The 15,538-nt window shown below is 48.6% G+C and carries 16 protein-coding genes and 1 riboswitch; of the genes, 5 read left to right on the top strand and 11 right to left on the bottom strand.

Features of this window, described 5'->3' with window-relative positions:
- The first annotated feature begins 8 nt into the window (after positions 1 to 8).
- Complete coding sequence (locus tag VIM87_RS12700) at positions 9 to 1,067, top strand: FecR family protein (protein WP_331997352.1); 1,059 nt, start codon at positions 9 to 11, stop codon at positions 1,065 to 1,067.
- A gap of 150 nt (positions 1,068 to 1,217) precedes the next feature.
- Here VIM87_RS12700 and VIM87_RS12695 read toward each other — a convergent pair whose 3' ends face one another.
- Positions 1,218 to 1,376, bottom strand: a complete 159-nt coding sequence (locus VIM87_RS12695; RefSeq protein WP_326462535.1) for a lmo0937 family membrane protein — start codon at positions 1,374 to 1,376, stop codon at positions 1,218 to 1,220.
- A gap of 311 nt (positions 1,377 to 1,687) precedes the next feature.
- Between VIM87_RS12695 and VIM87_RS12690 the strand changes: the two genes are divergently transcribed.
- On the top strand, positions 1,688 to 2,146 hold the full coding sequence (locus VIM87_RS12690) for a PA2169 family four-helix-bundle protein (RefSeq protein WP_331997351.1): 459 nt from the start codon (positions 1,688 to 1,690) through the stop codon (positions 2,144 to 2,146).
- A gap of 373 nt (positions 2,147 to 2,519) precedes the next feature.
- Here VIM87_RS12690 and thiH read toward each other — a convergent pair whose 3' ends face one another.
- From thiH to thiS, 7 genes are all read right to left on the bottom strand, one after another.
- Positions 2,520 to 3,638, bottom strand: coding sequence for a 2-iminoacetate synthase ThiH (thiH, locus tag VIM87_RS12685; RefSeq protein ID WP_331997350.1), 1,119 nt, complete (start codon positions 3,636 to 3,638; stop codon positions 2,520 to 2,522).
- A 234-nt stretch (positions 3,639 to 3,872) separates the two neighbouring features.
- Complete coding sequence (locus tag VIM87_RS12680; RefSeq protein WP_331997349.1) at positions 3,873 to 4,649, bottom strand: thiazole synthase; 777 nt, start codon at positions 4,647 to 4,649, stop codon at positions 3,873 to 3,875.
- Positions 4,650 to 4,666: 17 nt separating this feature from the next.
- Positions 4,667 to 5,302 carry a thiamine phosphate synthase gene (locus VIM87_RS12675; protein WP_331997348.1) on the bottom strand — a complete coding sequence of 212 codons (636 nt, stop codon included), beginning with the start codon at positions 5,300 to 5,302 and terminating at the stop codon, positions 4,667 to 4,669.
- Positions 5,299 to 6,048, bottom strand: a complete 750-nt coding sequence (locus VIM87_RS12670) for a hydroxymethylpyrimidine/phosphomethylpyrimidine kinase (RefSeq protein WP_331997347.1) — start codon at positions 6,046 to 6,048, stop codon at positions 5,299 to 5,301. The genes VIM87_RS12675 and VIM87_RS12670 overlap by 4 nt, the downstream gene beginning before the upstream one ends.
- Positions 6,027 to 6,635 carry a thiamine phosphate synthase gene (locus VIM87_RS12665; protein WP_331997346.1) on the bottom strand — a complete coding sequence of 203 codons (609 nt, stop codon included), beginning with the start codon at positions 6,633 to 6,635 and terminating at the stop codon, positions 6,027 to 6,029. The genes VIM87_RS12670 and VIM87_RS12665 overlap by 22 nt, the downstream gene beginning before the upstream one ends.
- Positions 6,636 to 6,679: 44 nt before the next feature.
- Entirely contained in the window at positions 6,680 to 8,533 is a 1,854-nt protein-coding gene (gene thiC / locus VIM87_RS12660; protein ID WP_331997345.1) for a phosphomethylpyrimidine synthase ThiC, read from the bottom strand.
- Positions 8,534 to 8,896: 363 nt separating this feature from the next.
- Positions 8,897 to 9,100, bottom strand: coding sequence for a sulfur carrier protein ThiS (gene thiS / locus VIM87_RS12655; protein ID WP_089906831.1), 204 nt, complete (start codon positions 9,098 to 9,100; stop codon positions 8,897 to 8,899).
- A gap of 53 nt (positions 9,101 to 9,153) precedes the next feature.
- Positions 9,154 to 9,257, bottom strand: a riboswitch (TPP riboswitch).
- A 295-nt stretch (positions 9,258 to 9,552) separates the two neighbouring features.
- On the opposite strand from thiS, the gene VIM87_RS12650 reads away from it, so the two are divergent.
- Both VIM87_RS12650 and VIM87_RS12645 read left to right on the top strand, forming a co-directional pair.
- Positions 9,553 to 10,068, top strand: coding sequence for a lipocalin family protein (locus VIM87_RS12650; protein WP_331997344.1), 516 nt, complete (start codon positions 9,553 to 9,555; stop codon positions 10,066 to 10,068).
- 483 nt (positions 10,069 to 10,551) lie between these two features.
- Positions 10,552 to 11,790, top strand: coding sequence for a PepSY-associated TM helix domain-containing protein (locus VIM87_RS12645; protein WP_331997343.1), 1,239 nt, complete (start codon positions 10,552 to 10,554; stop codon positions 11,788 to 11,790).
- 110 nt (positions 11,791 to 11,900) lie between these two features.
- Here VIM87_RS12645 and VIM87_RS12640 read toward each other — a convergent pair whose 3' ends face one another.
- The 3 genes from VIM87_RS12640 to dnaN form a co-directional block, all read right to left on the bottom strand.
- On the bottom strand, positions 11,901 to 12,152 hold the full coding sequence (locus tag VIM87_RS12640; RefSeq protein WP_089906829.1) for a hypothetical protein: 252 nt from the start codon (positions 12,150 to 12,152) through the stop codon (positions 11,901 to 11,903).
- A gap of 46 nt (positions 12,153 to 12,198) precedes the next feature.
- Positions 12,199 to 13,026: a sterol desaturase family protein gene (locus VIM87_RS12635; protein ID WP_331997342.1), complete on the bottom strand. Its 828-nt coding sequence runs from the start codon at positions 13,024 to 13,026 to the stop codon at positions 12,199 to 12,201.
- 370 nt (positions 13,027 to 13,396) lie between these two features.
- Complete coding sequence (gene dnaN, locus VIM87_RS12630) at positions 13,397 to 14,515, bottom strand: DNA polymerase III subunit beta (protein ID WP_331997341.1); 1,119 nt, start codon at positions 14,513 to 14,515, stop codon at positions 13,397 to 13,399.
- Between the two features lie 337 nt (positions 14,516 to 14,852).
- Between dnaN and VIM87_RS12625 the strand changes: the two genes are divergently transcribed.
- A partial coding sequence (locus VIM87_RS12625; RefSeq protein ID WP_331997340.1) for a pyridoxal phosphate-dependent aminotransferase occupies positions 14,853 to 15,538 on the top strand: 686 nt, incomplete at its 3' end.

Genomic DNA, 15,538 nt, shown 5'->3' with positions numbered 1-15,538 from the left:
AGCAGATAATGATAAACCGCGCTTTAATAGAGCAATTTTTAAAGAACCAATGTACAGCCGAAGAAGCCGCCGCGGTGAGTGATTATTTGCAAAATAACCCGGAAGAGCTGGCAGCGCTGCTGCCGGAACAGGATTGGGAAGCTTTTGAAGCAGGCGAATACCTGCACCCCGTTCATACGGAACAAATGCTGCAAACCATCCGCCGGGAGATGAGGGAAATGCGGGCGCACCGCTACCGCACCCTGGCTGCTGCCGCAATAGTGCTGTTACTGGGTACCGGTTTTATGGTGTGGTTATACCAGCATAAACCCTTACAGCCGGCAACAGTCATTGCACAAAACGGTAAGATACCAGTAAGGGATACCATCGTAACAAACGCCGGCAATACCCATCAGCACATTGTTTTGCCGGATGGATCGGTAGCCCTGCTGGAAGGGCAAAGCACCCTGCAATGGCGCCCGGGTTTTACACCGGACCAACGGGCGCTGTACCTGAAAGGAGCCGCCACATTTACCGTGATCAAACAAGAGGGACGACCATTTACTGTATATTCTGAACATGTAGCAACAACCGCCCTGGGTACGTCTTTTCGCATTAAAGCGTATGACCGGAGCAAAACCGTGAAGATCCGTTTACTCACGGGAAAAGTAATGGTAAGACCTACAGGAGCTCAAGCTGATAAGAAATTGGTGTACCTGACACGCGGCCAGGAATGTGCTTTTAATAAAAGTCAGCATTCGTTAATGGTGTATAACTATGAGCGTATTGCAGACAGTACCCTGGCCGGACCAATAAAAGGCAACATCATGGAAAACGGCGAAGAGCTCCTGTTCACTAACGTGCCCTTAACAGAAGTGATGAGCCGCTTTGAAGCCGTGTACCACGCTTCTATTAACTACTCCGAAAAGCAGCTGAAGAATTATTCCTTTACAGGACAGATCAGCAAGCGCGATTCCCTGCCTCACATTCTTGAAACAATGGCTATATTAAACCGGCTGCAGGTAACGGAAGACAGCAGCGGTTACCACGTTTTTAACCCGGCCTGCAACCGCCCCGATCAGCGATGAGCCGCCGATAATCTAATGCCGTATAGCCATTGACGGTATATTCATCTTCACAAACAAAAAAATGAATAATCAATAACAAAGTGGTTACGGCCACCGGTTATTAATTATTCATTTAATTATTTGCTGTACGGCTTTAAGTTGTCGGTAAATTTATTCTACAGGAGCTCTCCCTCTGATAATGCTTAAGAGGATTGCTATAATAGCTAAAACCAACAATGCATGAATCAGCGCACCGGCTGAATAAACGAAAAAGCCTAACACCCATCCTATGATAAGAATAAGGGCTATTAGATACAATATGCTTCTCATATGAATAATGTTTGGTTAACTCTTGTAGTTAAAAATCTGTGCCAATTCATTGTACCATTGTAAGCCATAATAATTACTGCTAAAACTGCCGCAATTAGGCATTGTATTGTAGAACGGATTCCCCCATGCGTGAAAAAAATACGTCAGGGAAACGGCTGAAACCCGCGGTGCCGGGGTGCCTCATAGACGCAGCGGCCCAACTGGTCGCATTTTTGAATTAATAATCAGGAGATGTATAGTAACCTATCACATGTTAACGCCTTACCGCGCCGCGGTAAATGATCATATTACAAACATCAAAACATAATGCCATGCAACAGAACGAAAAATTATCAGAAGTCCTCAGCGATCTCGTACAGATCAACAACGACCGTATAGAAGGATACCTCAAAGCAAGCGACAAAACAGACGACCCCGACCTGAAAGCCCTGTTTCAACGAATGATAGACGAAAGCCGCACTTATGTATCCCAGCTGAACCAGGAGCTGGCCCGGATGGGAGCTGATGTGGAAACCGGTACCACTGTTTCCGGTAAGATATATCGTGCCTGGATGGATGTAAAAGCAACTTTTACCGGCAACGACCGCCATGCTGTATTGGCCAGCTGTGAATACGGAGAAGATGCCGCACAACGTGCATATGATGAAGCATTGCGTTCAGACGACCCGATGCCTTATAGCATAAGGGAGCTGATCGCTAACCAGAAAGGTGCGCTTAAAAGCTCACATGACACTATTAAAACATACCGTGATATGGAGAAAGTAGGCTAACCGCCTGCCTGTTTGTTTTGAAGGATGGCTTATAAAATATAATTGTGCAGTAACATAGGTGCCTGTTCATTTTGTTCAAACTTAACGGGTTTATAGGTTGTTCATTTTGAGCAACTTACATTTGACCTCATATGTTACGTAGCTGCTTATTTTCATAAGCGATATCTTATATGTTTAATGATTAATGGATTTTAGGTTTTCACAATACCCTTCGCTTTCCCGGGCGGAGGGTAATTTTTTTTGCGGTTAGCTGTTGGCACTTAGCTGTTAGCAGCCATGCGAGCCGATTGATTATCCAGGAATGTCAGAAGCTGTATAACATTTCCTTAGTTACTGTCATTCCTACTAACTGCTAACAGCTAATCGCTAATTGCTAGCTGCTAACTGCCAGGCTCCCGTCCCAGTCTTTCCATACCGGCTCATAACCCTGCGATTGCAGCATTTGCGCAATGGCCTGCGGGCTGCGCTCATCCGATATTTCAAACTGCTCCAATGATTGAAGATCCGCGGCATAGCCGCCGGGATTGGTTTTAGAACCGGCGCTCATGGTAGTGATACCCAGCTTTATTACATGGTTGCGGAACTGCTCTGATTCGCGGGTAGAGAGGCTTAGCTCCACATCCGGATCCAGCAGGCGGTAAGCGCAGATAAGCTGTACCAGCTCCCGGTCTTTCATTTCCACCTTAGGCGGCAGCCCGCCGGCGCAGGGGCGCAGCCGCGGAAAAGAAATGCTGTAGCGGGTTTGCCAGTAGGTTCTTTCCAGGTATTGCAGGTGCAGGGCCGTAAAAAAACTATCTGTACGCCAGTCTTCCAGCCCGATGAGCACCCCTAATCCCATTTTATGAATGCCTGCGCGGCCCAGGCGGTCGGGGGTTTCCAGCCGGTAGTCGAAGTTGGACTTACGGCCTTTGGGATGATGCAGCTTATAATCCGCCTCATGATAGGTTTCCTGGTACACCAGCACACTTTGCAGGCCCAGGGGGATGAGTGCGGCGTAATCTTCCTCATCCATAGGCTGAACCTCCATGCTGATATGGGAAAAATGCGGGCCTATAAGCTGAAGGGCTTCTTTAAAATAATCCACACCTACGGTTTGCCAGGCCTCTCCGGTAACCAATAGCACATGCTTATACCCCATGGCTTTAATAACCTCCACTTCCTGCATGATCTCTGCTGCATGCAGGGTTTTACGCCGGATCTTATTATCCAGGCTAAAACCACAGTAGGTGCAAATGTTCTGGCATTCGTTGGATAAGTACAGCGGAATATACAGCTGCATGGTATTACCAAAGCGCTGCCGCGTAAGGCGGTGGCTTAGCTGCGCCATTTGTTCCAGGTACGGCAGCGCGGCAGGGGATATAAGGGCCTTAAAATCTTCCAGCGTACGCCGGCCGGCTGCCAGCGCGCGTTCCACATCCTGTGCAGTTTTGCTGTAGATGCTATCCCTGACAGTATCCCAATTATGCTGGATGAAAATATCTCTGAAAGTCATCAGCTTTAATTAATAATTAAGAATGAATAATTAATAATCGGGCGGCCTGTTGTACACTTATGGATGGTGTACAAGGGCGCCCTGTAATTAATAATTAAGAATGAATAATTAATAATCAAGCGGCCTGTTATAAAATTGATGGAAGGCGCTGTAATTAATGGTTAAGCGGCACGTTGTAAAACTTATGATAGCGGAACAACTGCAATACGATTATTAATTATTCATTCTTAATTATTAATTCTCATCCAAAAAGGCGAGCAGCGGACTACTGGCGCTGGCCTGCGCGTGCTTGCCGGGAAGCCCTGCCTCAAAGGCGAGGCGGCCTGCAATTACGGCCTGCTTAAAGGCCTGCGCCATACGTACCGGATCTTGCGCTACAGCAATGGCGGTATTTACAAGCACTGCATCTGCACCCATTTCCATGGCTTTGGCGGCATCGGACGGGCTGCCGATTCCCGCGTCCACCACCACCGGCACCCGGCTTTGCTCAATAATAATTTCCAGGAAATCAAAAGTGCGTAAGCCTTTGTTGCTGCCAATAGGCGCGCCCAAAGGCATTACCGCAGCGGTGCCAACATCCTCCAGGCGTTTGCACAGCACGGGATCAGCATGTATGTAGGGCAATACTATGAAGCCCAGCTTTACCAGCTCCTGCGCTGCCTGCAGGGTTTCTATGGGATCGGGCAGCAGGTAGCGGGGATCAGGATGTATTTCCAGCTTGATCCAGTTTGTTTCCAGCGCTTCCCGTGCTAACTGGGCCGCATATACGGCTTCCTTAGCAGTGCGTACACCAGAGGTATTGGGCAGCAGGTGCAGCTGCGGATGATTAAGGTGCTGCAGCATATCATCTGCCTGGTTATGCATATCAACCCGCTTCAGCGCCACGGTCACCAGCTCAGAGCCGGAGGCCAGCAAGGCCTGCTCCATTACCGGCGCGGCGGAGAACTTTCCCGTACCGGTGAACAGGCGGGATTGAAAAGTGCGGTCAGCAATTATTAAGGGTGCTATCATTTTTAACTTTTTAAAGGTTACAAGATGCCTGCCTGTGACATCGCGAAAATATTTTTCACTACTTCCTTTCTATCCGCGGCATGTGTAATAAGGCCGCTTACTGCTACGCCGTGTGCTCCTGCTGCTATTAATGCGGCAATATCTTCCTGCACAATGCCGCCAATAGCTATTACAGGGATGGTAATACCTTGTGCTGCCAGCTGCTGAAGGATATTGGCGATCCCCTCCAAACCTAGTATGGGGCTTAGCTTTTGCTTGGTGGTGGTAAAACGGTAAGGTCCCAGCCCAACATAATCGGCGCCGTCTTTTACATGCTGTAACAGATCGTCGAGGGTATTGGCGGTGCCGCCTACTATCATTCCCTGGCCGGTAATGGCGCGGGCTGCAGCAACTGTCATATCATTTTTGCCTACGTGCACGCCGTGGGCGCCAATGGCTTTGGCTACCTGCGGATAGTCGTTAATAATAAGCGTAGCGTTATATCGCTCACATATTTTTTTTGCAGCCATGGCAATGGGTAATATCGCTTCCGGCGTGCTGTCTTTAATACGCAGCTGGATCCAGTTGCAGCCTGCATCGCAGGCAGCCTGTATGTTAGCAAGATGGTCTGCTGCTGCGGTTTGCTGTGATATGTAATGTAAGGTGCTGATCATAAATTGTGATATCCTAATAATGAAGGGTGACTGGATAAAAATTTCTCCGTGTAAGCTTTGCCGTTAATACAGGCGTCCGGCAGGGAATGGCCCAGTGCCAGCTGCGCTGTAATGGCGGCGGATAATACACAGCCGGAGCCGTGTTTGGCATACACCTGCCGCACAACAGGCGGTAGCAGGTACTCGCTTTCCTGTGTGTACAATACATCCCAGCCCCTGTTTTCCGGGTGGTGGCCGCCTTTCAGCAGCACTGCGCAATGGCGGCTCAGCTGTGCAGCAGCCTCCTGCCCGTCGGCAGCGCCATTGCCTAATACCAGCGCTTCATCATAATTAGGCGTAAGCAGGTACAGGTAAGGCAGCACTTCCTGCCAGGCATGCGCCAGCGCCGCATTATGGAAGTCAAAACCGGCAGATGCTTTGAGCACCGGGTCCAGGATAATGCGGATGCCGGGGCGCAGCTGGTGCAGGCTGCGTACTATTTCCAGCAGCGCAGGCACATCTGCCACAATGCCTATTTTACACCAGGCGGGCGCAAACTTTTGCAGCAATGGTTTTGCCTGCTCTGTAATACGCTCTGCCGGCAGCCAGTTTACCGACAAAAATTCCTGGTCCGTTTGTACGGTAAGCGCGGTACAAACGCCCAGCCCATAGGTTTGATGGGCCTCGAAGGTTTTAATGTCTGCCAGCAAACCGGCGCCCGCACTGGGATCCAGCCCGGCCAGGCTCATAACATAGGGTCGTTCCATATGCTTTTAATATGTTGTAATTGTTGTACGGCTGTTGCCGGTGTTTGCCAGATGGCGCCTAACAGGGCCAGGCCATCAAACCCCATTTGTTTTGCCTGTGCAGCATTGGTGCTATCTACCCCGCCCAGCGCCAGCACTTTTGCCTTGCAGCCACTTTTCTGCAGCTTAAAGCCAGGCGGTATCTGTGCTTTATAACCTGGTTTTGAAATGCTGTCAAACACAGGGCTCAGTAACAAATAATCCCACAGGTTATCTGCTAACGGTAATGTTGCTACGTTGTGAAGGCCGGTGCTGGTGCGGCAGCCCTGGCGGCGGTATTCCGCTATCAATTGCGCATCTGTTTGTTCCCGCTGCTGCCCGCTCACATGCACACCCTTCAACCCAAAACGCCGGTACAGCTCCCAATGCCCTGCTATCATTATTTTAGGATAACAGGCGGGGTCGGTTTGTTCCAGCGCCTGCGCATAAGTCTCTGCCGGCCACTGCGGCTTGCGCAGCAGCATAAGATCTGCGCCTGCGTGCAGCAGCTGTTGCCAGAGCTGTGTTTCGCCTGGAACGGATTCCGGGTGGGTGATGATGAGGAGCATGCTGTGTATTTATGTGTGCCACACCTTTAAGGTGCGGCACACTTTTATAAATAAATTTCCCCGCCCTGCACTTTAAACGCCTCCGCCTGCGCGCTCATGCCGGCTTCCAGCGCCGCCTCTTCTTCCACACCCTGCGTGGCTGCAAACTCCCGTACTTCCTGCGTAATTTTCATAGAGCAGAAATGCGGGCCGCACATAGAGCAGAAGTGCGCTACTTTAGCGCCATCTGCCGGCAGGGTTTCATCATGGTAAGATTTAGCGGTTTCCGGATCCAGGGAAAGGTTGAACTGGTCTTCCCAGCGGAACTCGAAGCGGGCCTTGCTCAGCGCATTGTCGCGGTGCTGCGCGCCAGGGTGGCCTTTGGCCAGGTCGGCCGCATGGGCGGCTATTTTATAGGTGATAACACCCTGCCTTACATCTTCCTTATTGGGTAAGCCCAGGTGTTCTTTGGGTGTTACATAACAGAGCATGGCGGTACCAAACCAGCCGATCATAGCGGCGCCAATGGCGGATGTAATATGATCATAGCCAGGTGCAATATCTGTAGTTAATGGGCCCAGCGTATAAAAAGGCGCTTCATCGCAGTGCTGCAGCTGTTTTTCCATATTCACTTTTATGAGCTGCATGGGTACATGGCCGGGGCCTTCTATCATCACCTGCACATCGTGCTTCCAGGCTTGTTTGGTAAGCTGGCCCAGGGTTTCCAGCTCGCCAAACTGCGCGGCGTCATTGGCATCTGCAATACTGCCGGGGCGCAGGCCATCGCCCAGGGAAAAGGCTACATCGTAGGCTTTCATGATATCGCAGATCTCTTCAAAATGAGTGTACAGGAAATTCTCCTTATGATGGGCCAGGCACCACTTGGCCATAATGGAACCGCCGCGGGAAACAATGCCGGTAGTACGTTTAGCCGTGAGCGGTACATACCGCAGCAGCACGCCGGCATGAATGGTAAAGTAGTCTACCCCTTGCTCTGCCTGTTCTATCAGCGTATCGCGGAAAATGTCCCAGGTCAGCTCTTCGGCCTTGCCATTTACTTTTTCCAGCGCCTGGTAAATAGGCACGGTGCCAATGGGCACGGGCGAGTTGCGGATGATCCACTCCCGTGTTTCATGAATATGTTTGCCGGTGCTGAGGTCCATTATAGTATCGGCGCCCCAGCGGCAGGCCCATACTGCTTTTTCCACTTCTTCCTCGATGCTGGAGGTTACAGCAGAGTTGCCAATATTGGCGTTGATCTTTACCAGGAAATTGCGGCCAATGATCATAGGCTCACTTTCCGGGTGGTTAATATTGGATGGAATAATGGCGCGGCCGGCAGCTACCTCCTGCCGTACAAACTCCGGCGTAATAAACTGTACCGGGGTGTTAGCGCCAAAGGAATGGCCTTTGTGCTGCTGCCACAGGGCGTTATTTTCTTTGAACAGCTGTTCCGCACACTGGTTTTCACGGATGGCTATATACTCCATTTCCGGGGTAATAATACCCTGCCGCGCGTAATGCATTTGCGATACATTACGGCCGGGCTTAGCACGCAACGGTGTTTGAAGATGCGTAAAACGCAGGGAATCCAGGCCGCTGTCGGCCAGCCTTTCACGGCCGTAGGCAGAGGTAAGCCCTGCCAAAGGTTCCGTATCATTGCGGCCTTCTATCCAGGGCTGCCGCAGGCGGGGCAGGCCTTCGCGCACATCAATATTAACTGCCGGATCGGTGAACGGGCCGCTGGTATCATACACCACTACCGGCGCATTGGGAACAGAAGCGCCGTTCTTCCCATTGAGCCGTGTAGGCGTTAAAGTTATTTCACGCATGGCAACCCGGATATTATGCAGCTGACCGGGAATATAAATTTTGCTGGAAGCCGGAAAGGGTGCACGGCTGATGGAGTGCTGGGACATGGATTAGAATTAATAATTAAGAATTAATAATGAATGCGGAACGCAGGGCACTGCGCACCGGTGATTGAATGCCGGATGCTTAACGCTTAATGCCGGAGGCCACGGCTAAATGCAGCGGAGTCATAAGCGGCACTGAGCACCATAAATGGCGATGAATAATTTACCGGGCATGGGTAACCCGCACGGAAAATATTCATGATCCATTTACAGCAGGGATCATTACAAACAGGCAATTACAAATAATACGGATCAATAGAGCTCATATATCCGCTCCAATCAATTATGGCTTTCATAATCACTTTCAATGGTGCTTATGAGTGCTTCGTAATTCGTAATTAACCAATTCGTAATTCCCGCCTGGCCCTATCCTCCTTGTGTGGCGCGGATGATCATCACCTTATCCTGCGATTGCAGGAGCTGCTGTTCCCAGTGGATCTTGGGAATAACCTGGTTGTTAATGGCAATGGCAATGCCTTTTGCGGATGGTAGTTGAATAAACTGTAAGAGGGCAGCCACCGTGGTTTCCGGCTGCACCGCATAAAGTTTATTGTTCACAAGTACTTCCATGTGTTTACAGGAGTTTAAAATGAAACAATAAACTTTAAGGATGTGAATTAAAGAGAGAGTTCAGTACTTTTCCCTCCGGCAGTATGAGCTGCGTCAGGTACTGAGGGTATCATCTCAGCTTCCCGGTTTGCACCGGGAAACACCCCTAAAGTGAAGCATAAAGATAATGAGAATTATGAATTTTCAATGGGGCGTAATGTTGAACGCTGAAGCCCGGGTATTGGGGCGTAATATTAATACCCGATGTTGAGTGCATTTTCAATTGGGCCATATTAGCCACGGGTACAAGCCCCTGGCGTTCAATCTCCGGTTCGCAGTAGGTGTTAAGCCCTAAGCATTCAGCATCCCACATTTAACTCCAGGATGTGCAGTACGCTGCGTTCGGCGTTCAGCCCTCCGCCTTCCGCATTCATTCGTAATTAATAATTGATTAATTCGTAATTTGGAAACCTATGATCAAACAACGCCTGTCATTATTGGTTTTGTTAGCTGGCGTAATGGCCTGCCGGCAACAGGCGCCTGCCTCAAAAGCAGAACTGGAGGAAGATAGCAGCCTGCTGGAAGTTACCGACAGCGTTCCTGCCGCCGACACGGCCCTTGTTACCGCAGATACTATCAGCTACAGTCCCGATCAGCTGATCGGTAAATGGCTGCAGCCGGTACCCGGTCTGGATAAACAAAAACAGGGTTTTGATCTGCGTAAAGACAGCGTAGCCCGCTCCCTGAATATGTATACCCTGGTATACGAAAAATGGGCCCTGGTAAAAGATACCCTGCTGCTTTGGAACCATACCGAAGGTGTGGAAAAACAAGACTCCGCCGCTACCATAGATACCGTACTCATTAAAGAATTAACAGACTCAACGCTGGTACTGTTTCCCGTAAAAGCCGCCGAAGGCTATCTGGAAAAATATGAGAAAGAAGCAGTAACTAAAGTAAAAAGTAAAAAAGTAAAAGGTAAAAAGTAAAAACGCGGAGTGGTTTCCGGTTTTTTAAAGCGGGTGTTTTCTTTTTTTAAAGCGGATGTTTTCCTGACCATGCCTCTATGTATAAACGTAATTTTCCGGATTCTTAAAATCAGCATTTCAGCAATATTATTCTACGATTGTTCAAACCCTTATCCATAGCAGCATTGGGCTGCCTGTTAACCATTGTATTACAGGTCCGCACCCGCTCATAAATTCCCGATCCGATTAACGGCCAAACCTGCCAGCTGATAATTTTGCAATTGCTTATAACCTGCCATTTACGCACCGCAAGCGCGGGACTGCTTGTGGAAGCACTATTGCCTATGCCTTTGAATGGATATGCGAACGAATTATAGTCACAGGCATAAGCAACGGTGTAGCCTGCCGTAAAAAAGTGCTGTAAAGAAAGTGGAAGGGCCATCTACAGCCGCCGCACAAAAAACGGCAACTAACCGCTACCAATATTGACATTAAACCGATTTTATGACCACCCGGGCAGGAAAAATTACAAAGAAGAAAACCAGCAACCGTTCATTATTCTACCGCATAGCGGCCTGGCTGCATTTGTGGTTAGGACTGGCATCGGGCATTATTGTAATAATTGTTTGCTTAACCGGCTGCATCTGGGTGTTCAATGAAGAGATCACCGGTATGCTGGAACCTGCATCAAAAGTACCTTTCCAGCAGGGGAAGGCGGTTATTATGCCTTCGCAGATCATGCAAACAGCTGCAAGGGACTACCCGGGCAAACGGGTGAGCTATGCTGTTTACCGCAAGGGTAAAGCTATAGAAGCTACTGTGGGTGAAAGGGCCGGCGGTTCGGCCTTGCGCATAGATCCATATACAGGCGCCCTTATCAGCAGAACAGACCGTAAACCCGGCGAAGTAGGCTTTTTCCGCTGGATTCTGAACGGGCACCGCTTTTTATGGATGCCCCTCAAAATAGGCCGGCCCATTGTAAACTATGCCACCCTGGTTTGTGTGATCACCCTGATCAGCGGCCTGGTATTATGGTGGCCAAAGAAGTGGAACAGATCAACCCGCGAAAGAAGCTTTAAGATCAAATGGGGCGCCGGCACCAAACGTATCAACTACGACCTGCATAATGTGCTGGGTTTTTACGCCCTGCTGTTCCTGCTGGCCATAGGTATAACCGGCATGGTATACGGGTTAAAATGGTGGAGCAAAGGCCTTTACTGGGTAACCACCGGCGGCAAAACCTTGCCGGAGTACGTGGAGTTAAGATCAGATTCCCTGCAGGCCCATAAACATTTCACGCCACAGCAGGCAGCCGACCTGGCCTTTCAGAAAGTGGCCACGCAAAACCCGGAGGCCGACGGTTTTTACATGAGCTTCCCGGATACGGCTAAACAGCGCTCCACCATCCTGGTAATAGCCTACCCGGATAAGCGCCGGTTCTACAACCTGAAGCGGTATACGTTTGACCAGCATACCTTACAGGAGCTGAAAGGAAGTGAGCTGTATGACACGGAATTTAAAGGAGCGGCCTTTGGCACACAGCTGCGCCGTATGAACTACGATATTCATATAGGGGCCGTACTGGGGCTGCCGGGGAAATTTATGGCCTTTTTTGCCAGCCTGATAGGCGCTACATTGCCGGTGACCGGCTTTATAGTATGGTGGGGTAAAAAGAAAAAGAAGCCGGCTGCCAGGAAAACCGCAAAAGGCGGTATAACCAATCCGCAACCAGTGATCAGCTAACAAACAAACCCTGTTAAAAACAAAAAAGTAAAAACGCACTCACTGTAACGAACGTTACCACATGAGCGGTTTTTACCTTTTACCGTTTAAAACTTTTATTTAACCACGGATCATCCTACAGACAAGCCGATAACCAAAGATACTACGGCCATGAAAAGACCCGCAGTAGCCAGTTGCATATCGTCAGTGTTCTTACGGGACATCCATAAAGAAATAACGCCTATTACAGTGGCAATGCCACCTAGTGTTACGGCGGTGCCGGGGGCCTTGGTCAGGAATGAAATAAGGGCGGCAATTACGCCAGCTGCCAGGCCTATGAAACCGGCAATTTTTGTTGTTGCGATGTGATGTTGCTGTGCCATATCACTTTTGATTAGATTATAGAAATATAAAAAATAAAAACTCTCACTATGAATTAACGGGCTTCTCTACAAACCCGTCCGGCCGCTCCCAGGGCGCTTTCAACAGGGGACCGATCTCCTGGTATTTCGGCTCCTGGTACTCATCCAACCCGTATTTCAGCTGCAGCGTATCCGGTACCGTTACAAAGGTGCCGCAGATGCGGTCCCAGATGGAAAAGATATTCGCGTAATTGGAATCCGTTTCCGGCTGGTACCGGCTGTGATGCACCTTGTGCATGTCCGGCGATACAATGATCCAGCTCAACCCCTTATCCAGCCAGTGCGGCAGGTGTATATTGGCGTGGTTGAACTGCGCCATCAGCGCCGACAGGCTCTGGTACAACATCACCATCCAGATGGGAATACCCATGATAATGATGGTGGCTACCAGCGCTACCACTCTGAACACACTTTCCACCGGGTGGTGCCGCAGGGCGGTGGTAACATCTATAGACGTATCTATATGATGGATCTTATGAAAGTGCCACATCCAGGCCACCTTGTGCTGTACCAGGTGTATCAGGTAAGCGCCCATAAAATCCAGCATCAGCAGCGCCAGTATAGTATGCAGCCATAACGGAACGCCGGTCCAGTATAATAAACCAAATTGCGCGTGGCTGGTCCATTCGGAAGACTTTACCACTGCAAAGGCAAACCCCAGGTTAATGATGGCCGTAGTGAGGGTAAAGAACAGGTTAGTACCTGCATGTCTGTAACGGTTATACTTTAACACAAACCGTGGAATGAATCCTTCCATTAACCACAGCAGCAACAATCCAATAACAAGTAAACCCGTCCGGTAAGACGATGGGATGTGTTCAAAAAAAGTCTCCATGAGAGCCTGTATTCAGTTTTCGCAGAATAAATTAACAAACGTAAACGTGGTTCAAATGCTATGCTTTAAGCGGGGAATACAGTAAAAATACGGCAACCCGCTCATAGGCATGGTATATGGTATTTCTACGTTGTTAGTTACTATCCAAAAATGAAACTGTCCTTTTTGAATCTTTTTCCAATGTTAAATTACGACTTTTCCGGGGAATTATTTCGCCTCAAATGCACTGTGGACAAAGAAAAAGGCAACCTCCATGGAAGAGATTGCCTTATATATAATTTAATAATGAAGAGTGAATAATTAATAATATTATTTCGTGCTAATACGGGCCGGGAGCGGCTTTAAGCCTCTTCTATATTCATTTTTTTTATCAATTGTTCAGCATCAGCGGCATTACCAACATCAGCAGGTCTTCATTGTCCCCTTTATCAGAAGGTTTCAGGATGCCTGCTTTGGTGGGGGTGGAGAGCTCAATGCTGATCTCATCCCCTTCGGCTGCATTCAGCATTTCGATCAGGAACTTGGCGTTAAAAGCGATCTGCATATCATCACCGGTATACTGGCAGCTCATACGCTCGTTACCTTCAAAAGAGAAGTCCACATCCTGGGCGGAGAGCTGCAGCTCGCTGCCGCTAATGTTCAGCGCTACCTGGTTGGTGCTTTTATTGGAGAACACGCTTACACGTTTTAAGGCGTTCTGGAAGTCGGTCTTTGTCATGGTAAGCCGGTAAGGGTTATCCTTCGGAATAACTACCTTATAATCCGGGAAACGGGCATCTATCAGGCGGCAGATCATCTGTGCGCCGTCGTGCGATACAAAGAAGTGGTTCTGGCTGTAGGAGATCTTTACTTCGCTTTCGTTATCGGGTAAAGCAGATTTCAGAAGGTTCAGCGGCTTCTTGGGCACAATGAAATTATCTGCCTGGGGGCAGTTCGCATCTGTTCTTACATATTTTACCAGGCGGTGCGCATCGGTAGCAACAAAAGTGAGGCTTTTGTTAGCCAGCTCAAAGTACACGCCGGTCATGGCCGGGCGCAGATCATCATTACTTACAGCAAACAGCGTTTTGTTGATGGCGGTAACCAGGGCAGAGGATACCAGGGTAAAAGAAGTGGTATCATCGGCAGTAGGCTCCTTGGGGAAGTTCTCGGGGTTTTCGCCCATTACTTTGTACTTACCGTTATCGGAGGTGATCTCTACTGCGTAAGTATTCATATCTACATTAAAGGTGAGCGGCTGATCCGGCAGGTTCTTTAATGAATCCATTAATATTTTGGCAGGGATGCAAATGCGGCCATTCTCCTTAGCTTCTACCTCCAGCTTTACCTTCATTACAGTTTCCAGGTCGGTTGCCACCACTGTTAGTTCGTTCTTGTCAATCAGAAAAAGAAAATCTTCCAATATTGGCAATACTGTATTGGAGTTAATCACCCCACTGATCTGTTGTAATTGCTTTAACAAAGTAGAGGAAGAAACAATAAATTTCATCGGTTAATGTTTGATTTTTTTATTGGTCTGATGGAACCTTGCGTTCATGCCCGGTTGCACATGGTAAATTTCGAATGTGAACAAAGATAGAAAGTTTTAGTATTCCCCCTAATTTACCTTTTTATCTTTTTATCCTATCGGTTTCAAAGAGTTGTGCTTTGCTTAATATTAAACAGGAAGTACGTATTTTGCCCTCTTTATTAAATGAAACCACGTTGAATTGCCATTCTATTAAATAATATAAAAAGAATTAGCAGGTTCTTTTCAATTGTTTACAGATCGGTTACCTTTGGCGCGCTAAAAAAAATTAATCACCATAACTAAAAACACGGGAATTATGAAACTATCTCATTTAGCCGAAACATTGATTGGTTCTGAAATTATTAAGCTGGCCGGTGAGATAAAGGAGAAGCAGGCGAAGGGCGAGAAGATCTACAACTTTACCATCGGCGACTTTGATCCCAAGGTATTCCCTATTCCCGTTGAGTTTGAGCAGGAGATCATTAATGCGTATAAGGAACATTATACGAATTATCCTCCTGCAGATGGTATTGCCGAACTGAGAAAAGCAGTAGGCGATTTTATTGCTGAAAGAGAAGGGCTCACTTATGATCCTGCCAAAGAGATCGTGATCTCCTGCGGCGGCCGCCCGATCATATATGCTACTTACCGTACGATTGTAGACCGTGGCGAAAAGATCATTTACGCTACGCCTTCCTGGAACAACAATCACTACACCCACTTCCTGGAAGCGGAGCATGTGGTGCTGGAAACTACAGCGGAAAATAACTTTATGCCCACAGCAGCGGAGCTGAAACCCCTGCTGAAAGGCGCTACCCTGCTGGCACTGTGCTCACCGCAGAACCCTACCGGTACTGCCTTTGGCAAACAGCAGCTGGAAGAGATCTGCGACCTGGTGGTAGCAGAGAACAAAAGCCGCAGCGCAGATGAAAAACCCCTGTACGTAATGTTTGACCAGATGTACTGGGTGCTTACATTCGGACAAACGGAGCACTACAACCC

It is taken from the genome of Chitinophaga sp. (assembly GCF_036569125.1).
Classification (GTDB): domain Bacteria; phylum Bacteroidota; class Bacteroidia; order Chitinophagales; family Chitinophagaceae; genus Chitinophaga.
This window is presented reverse-complemented; position numbering and strand designations above follow the sequence as displayed.

What these genes read in the sequence shown, in the direction of transcription:
- VIM87_RS12700 (WP_331997352.1), top strand. Translation starts at nt 9, where the DNA reads ATGATAAACCGCGCTTTAATAGAGCAATTTTTAAAGAACCAATGTACA.
- VIM87_RS12695 (WP_326462535.1), bottom strand. Translation starts at nt 1,376, where the DNA reads ATGAGAAGCATATTGTATCTAATAGCCCTTATTCTTATCATAGGATGG.
- VIM87_RS12690 (WP_331997351.1), top strand. Translation starts at nt 1,688, where the DNA reads ATGCAACAGAACGAAAAATTATCAGAAGTCCTCAGCGATCTCGTACAG.
- thiH (WP_331997350.1), bottom strand. Translation starts at nt 3,638, where the DNA reads ATGACTTTCAGAGATATTTTCATCCAGCATAATTGGGATACTGTCAGG.
- VIM87_RS12680 (WP_331997349.1), bottom strand. Translation starts at nt 4,649, where the DNA reads ATGATAGCACCCTTAATAATTGCTGACCGCACTTTTCAATCCCGCCTG.
- VIM87_RS12675 (WP_331997348.1), bottom strand. Translation starts at nt 5,302, where the DNA reads ATGATCAGCACCTTACATTACATATCACAGCAAACCGCAGCAGCAGAC.
- VIM87_RS12670 (WP_331997347.1), bottom strand. Translation starts at nt 6,048, where the DNA reads ATGGAACGACCCTATGTTATGAGCCTGGCCGGGCTGGATCCCAGTGCG.
- VIM87_RS12665 (WP_331997346.1), bottom strand. Translation starts at nt 6,635, where the DNA reads ATGCTCCTCATCATCACCCACCCGGAATCCGTTCCAGGCGAAACACAG.
- thiC (WP_331997345.1), bottom strand. Translation starts at nt 8,533, where the DNA reads ATGTCCCAGCACTCCATCAGCCGTGCACCCTTTCCGGCTTCCAGCAAA.
- thiS (WP_089906831.1), bottom strand. Translation starts at nt 9,100, where the DNA reads ATGGAAGTACTTGTGAACAATAAACTTTATGCGGTGCAGCCGGAAACC.
- VIM87_RS12650 (WP_331997344.1), top strand. Translation starts at nt 9,553, where the DNA reads ATGATCAAACAACGCCTGTCATTATTGGTTTTGTTAGCTGGCGTAATG.
- VIM87_RS12645 (WP_331997343.1), top strand. Translation starts at nt 10,552, where the DNA reads ATGACCACCCGGGCAGGAAAAATTACAAAGAAGAAAACCAGCAACCGT.
- VIM87_RS12640 (WP_089906829.1), bottom strand. Translation starts at nt 12,152, where the DNA reads ATGGCACAGCAACATCACATCGCAACAACAAAAATTGCCGGTTTCATA.
- VIM87_RS12635 (WP_331997342.1), bottom strand. Translation starts at nt 13,026, where the DNA reads ATGGAGACTTTTTTTGAACACATCCCATCGTCTTACCGGACGGGTTTA.
- dnaN (WP_331997341.1), bottom strand. Translation starts at nt 14,515, where the DNA reads ATGAAATTTATTGTTTCTTCCTCTACTTTGTTAAAGCAATTACAACAG.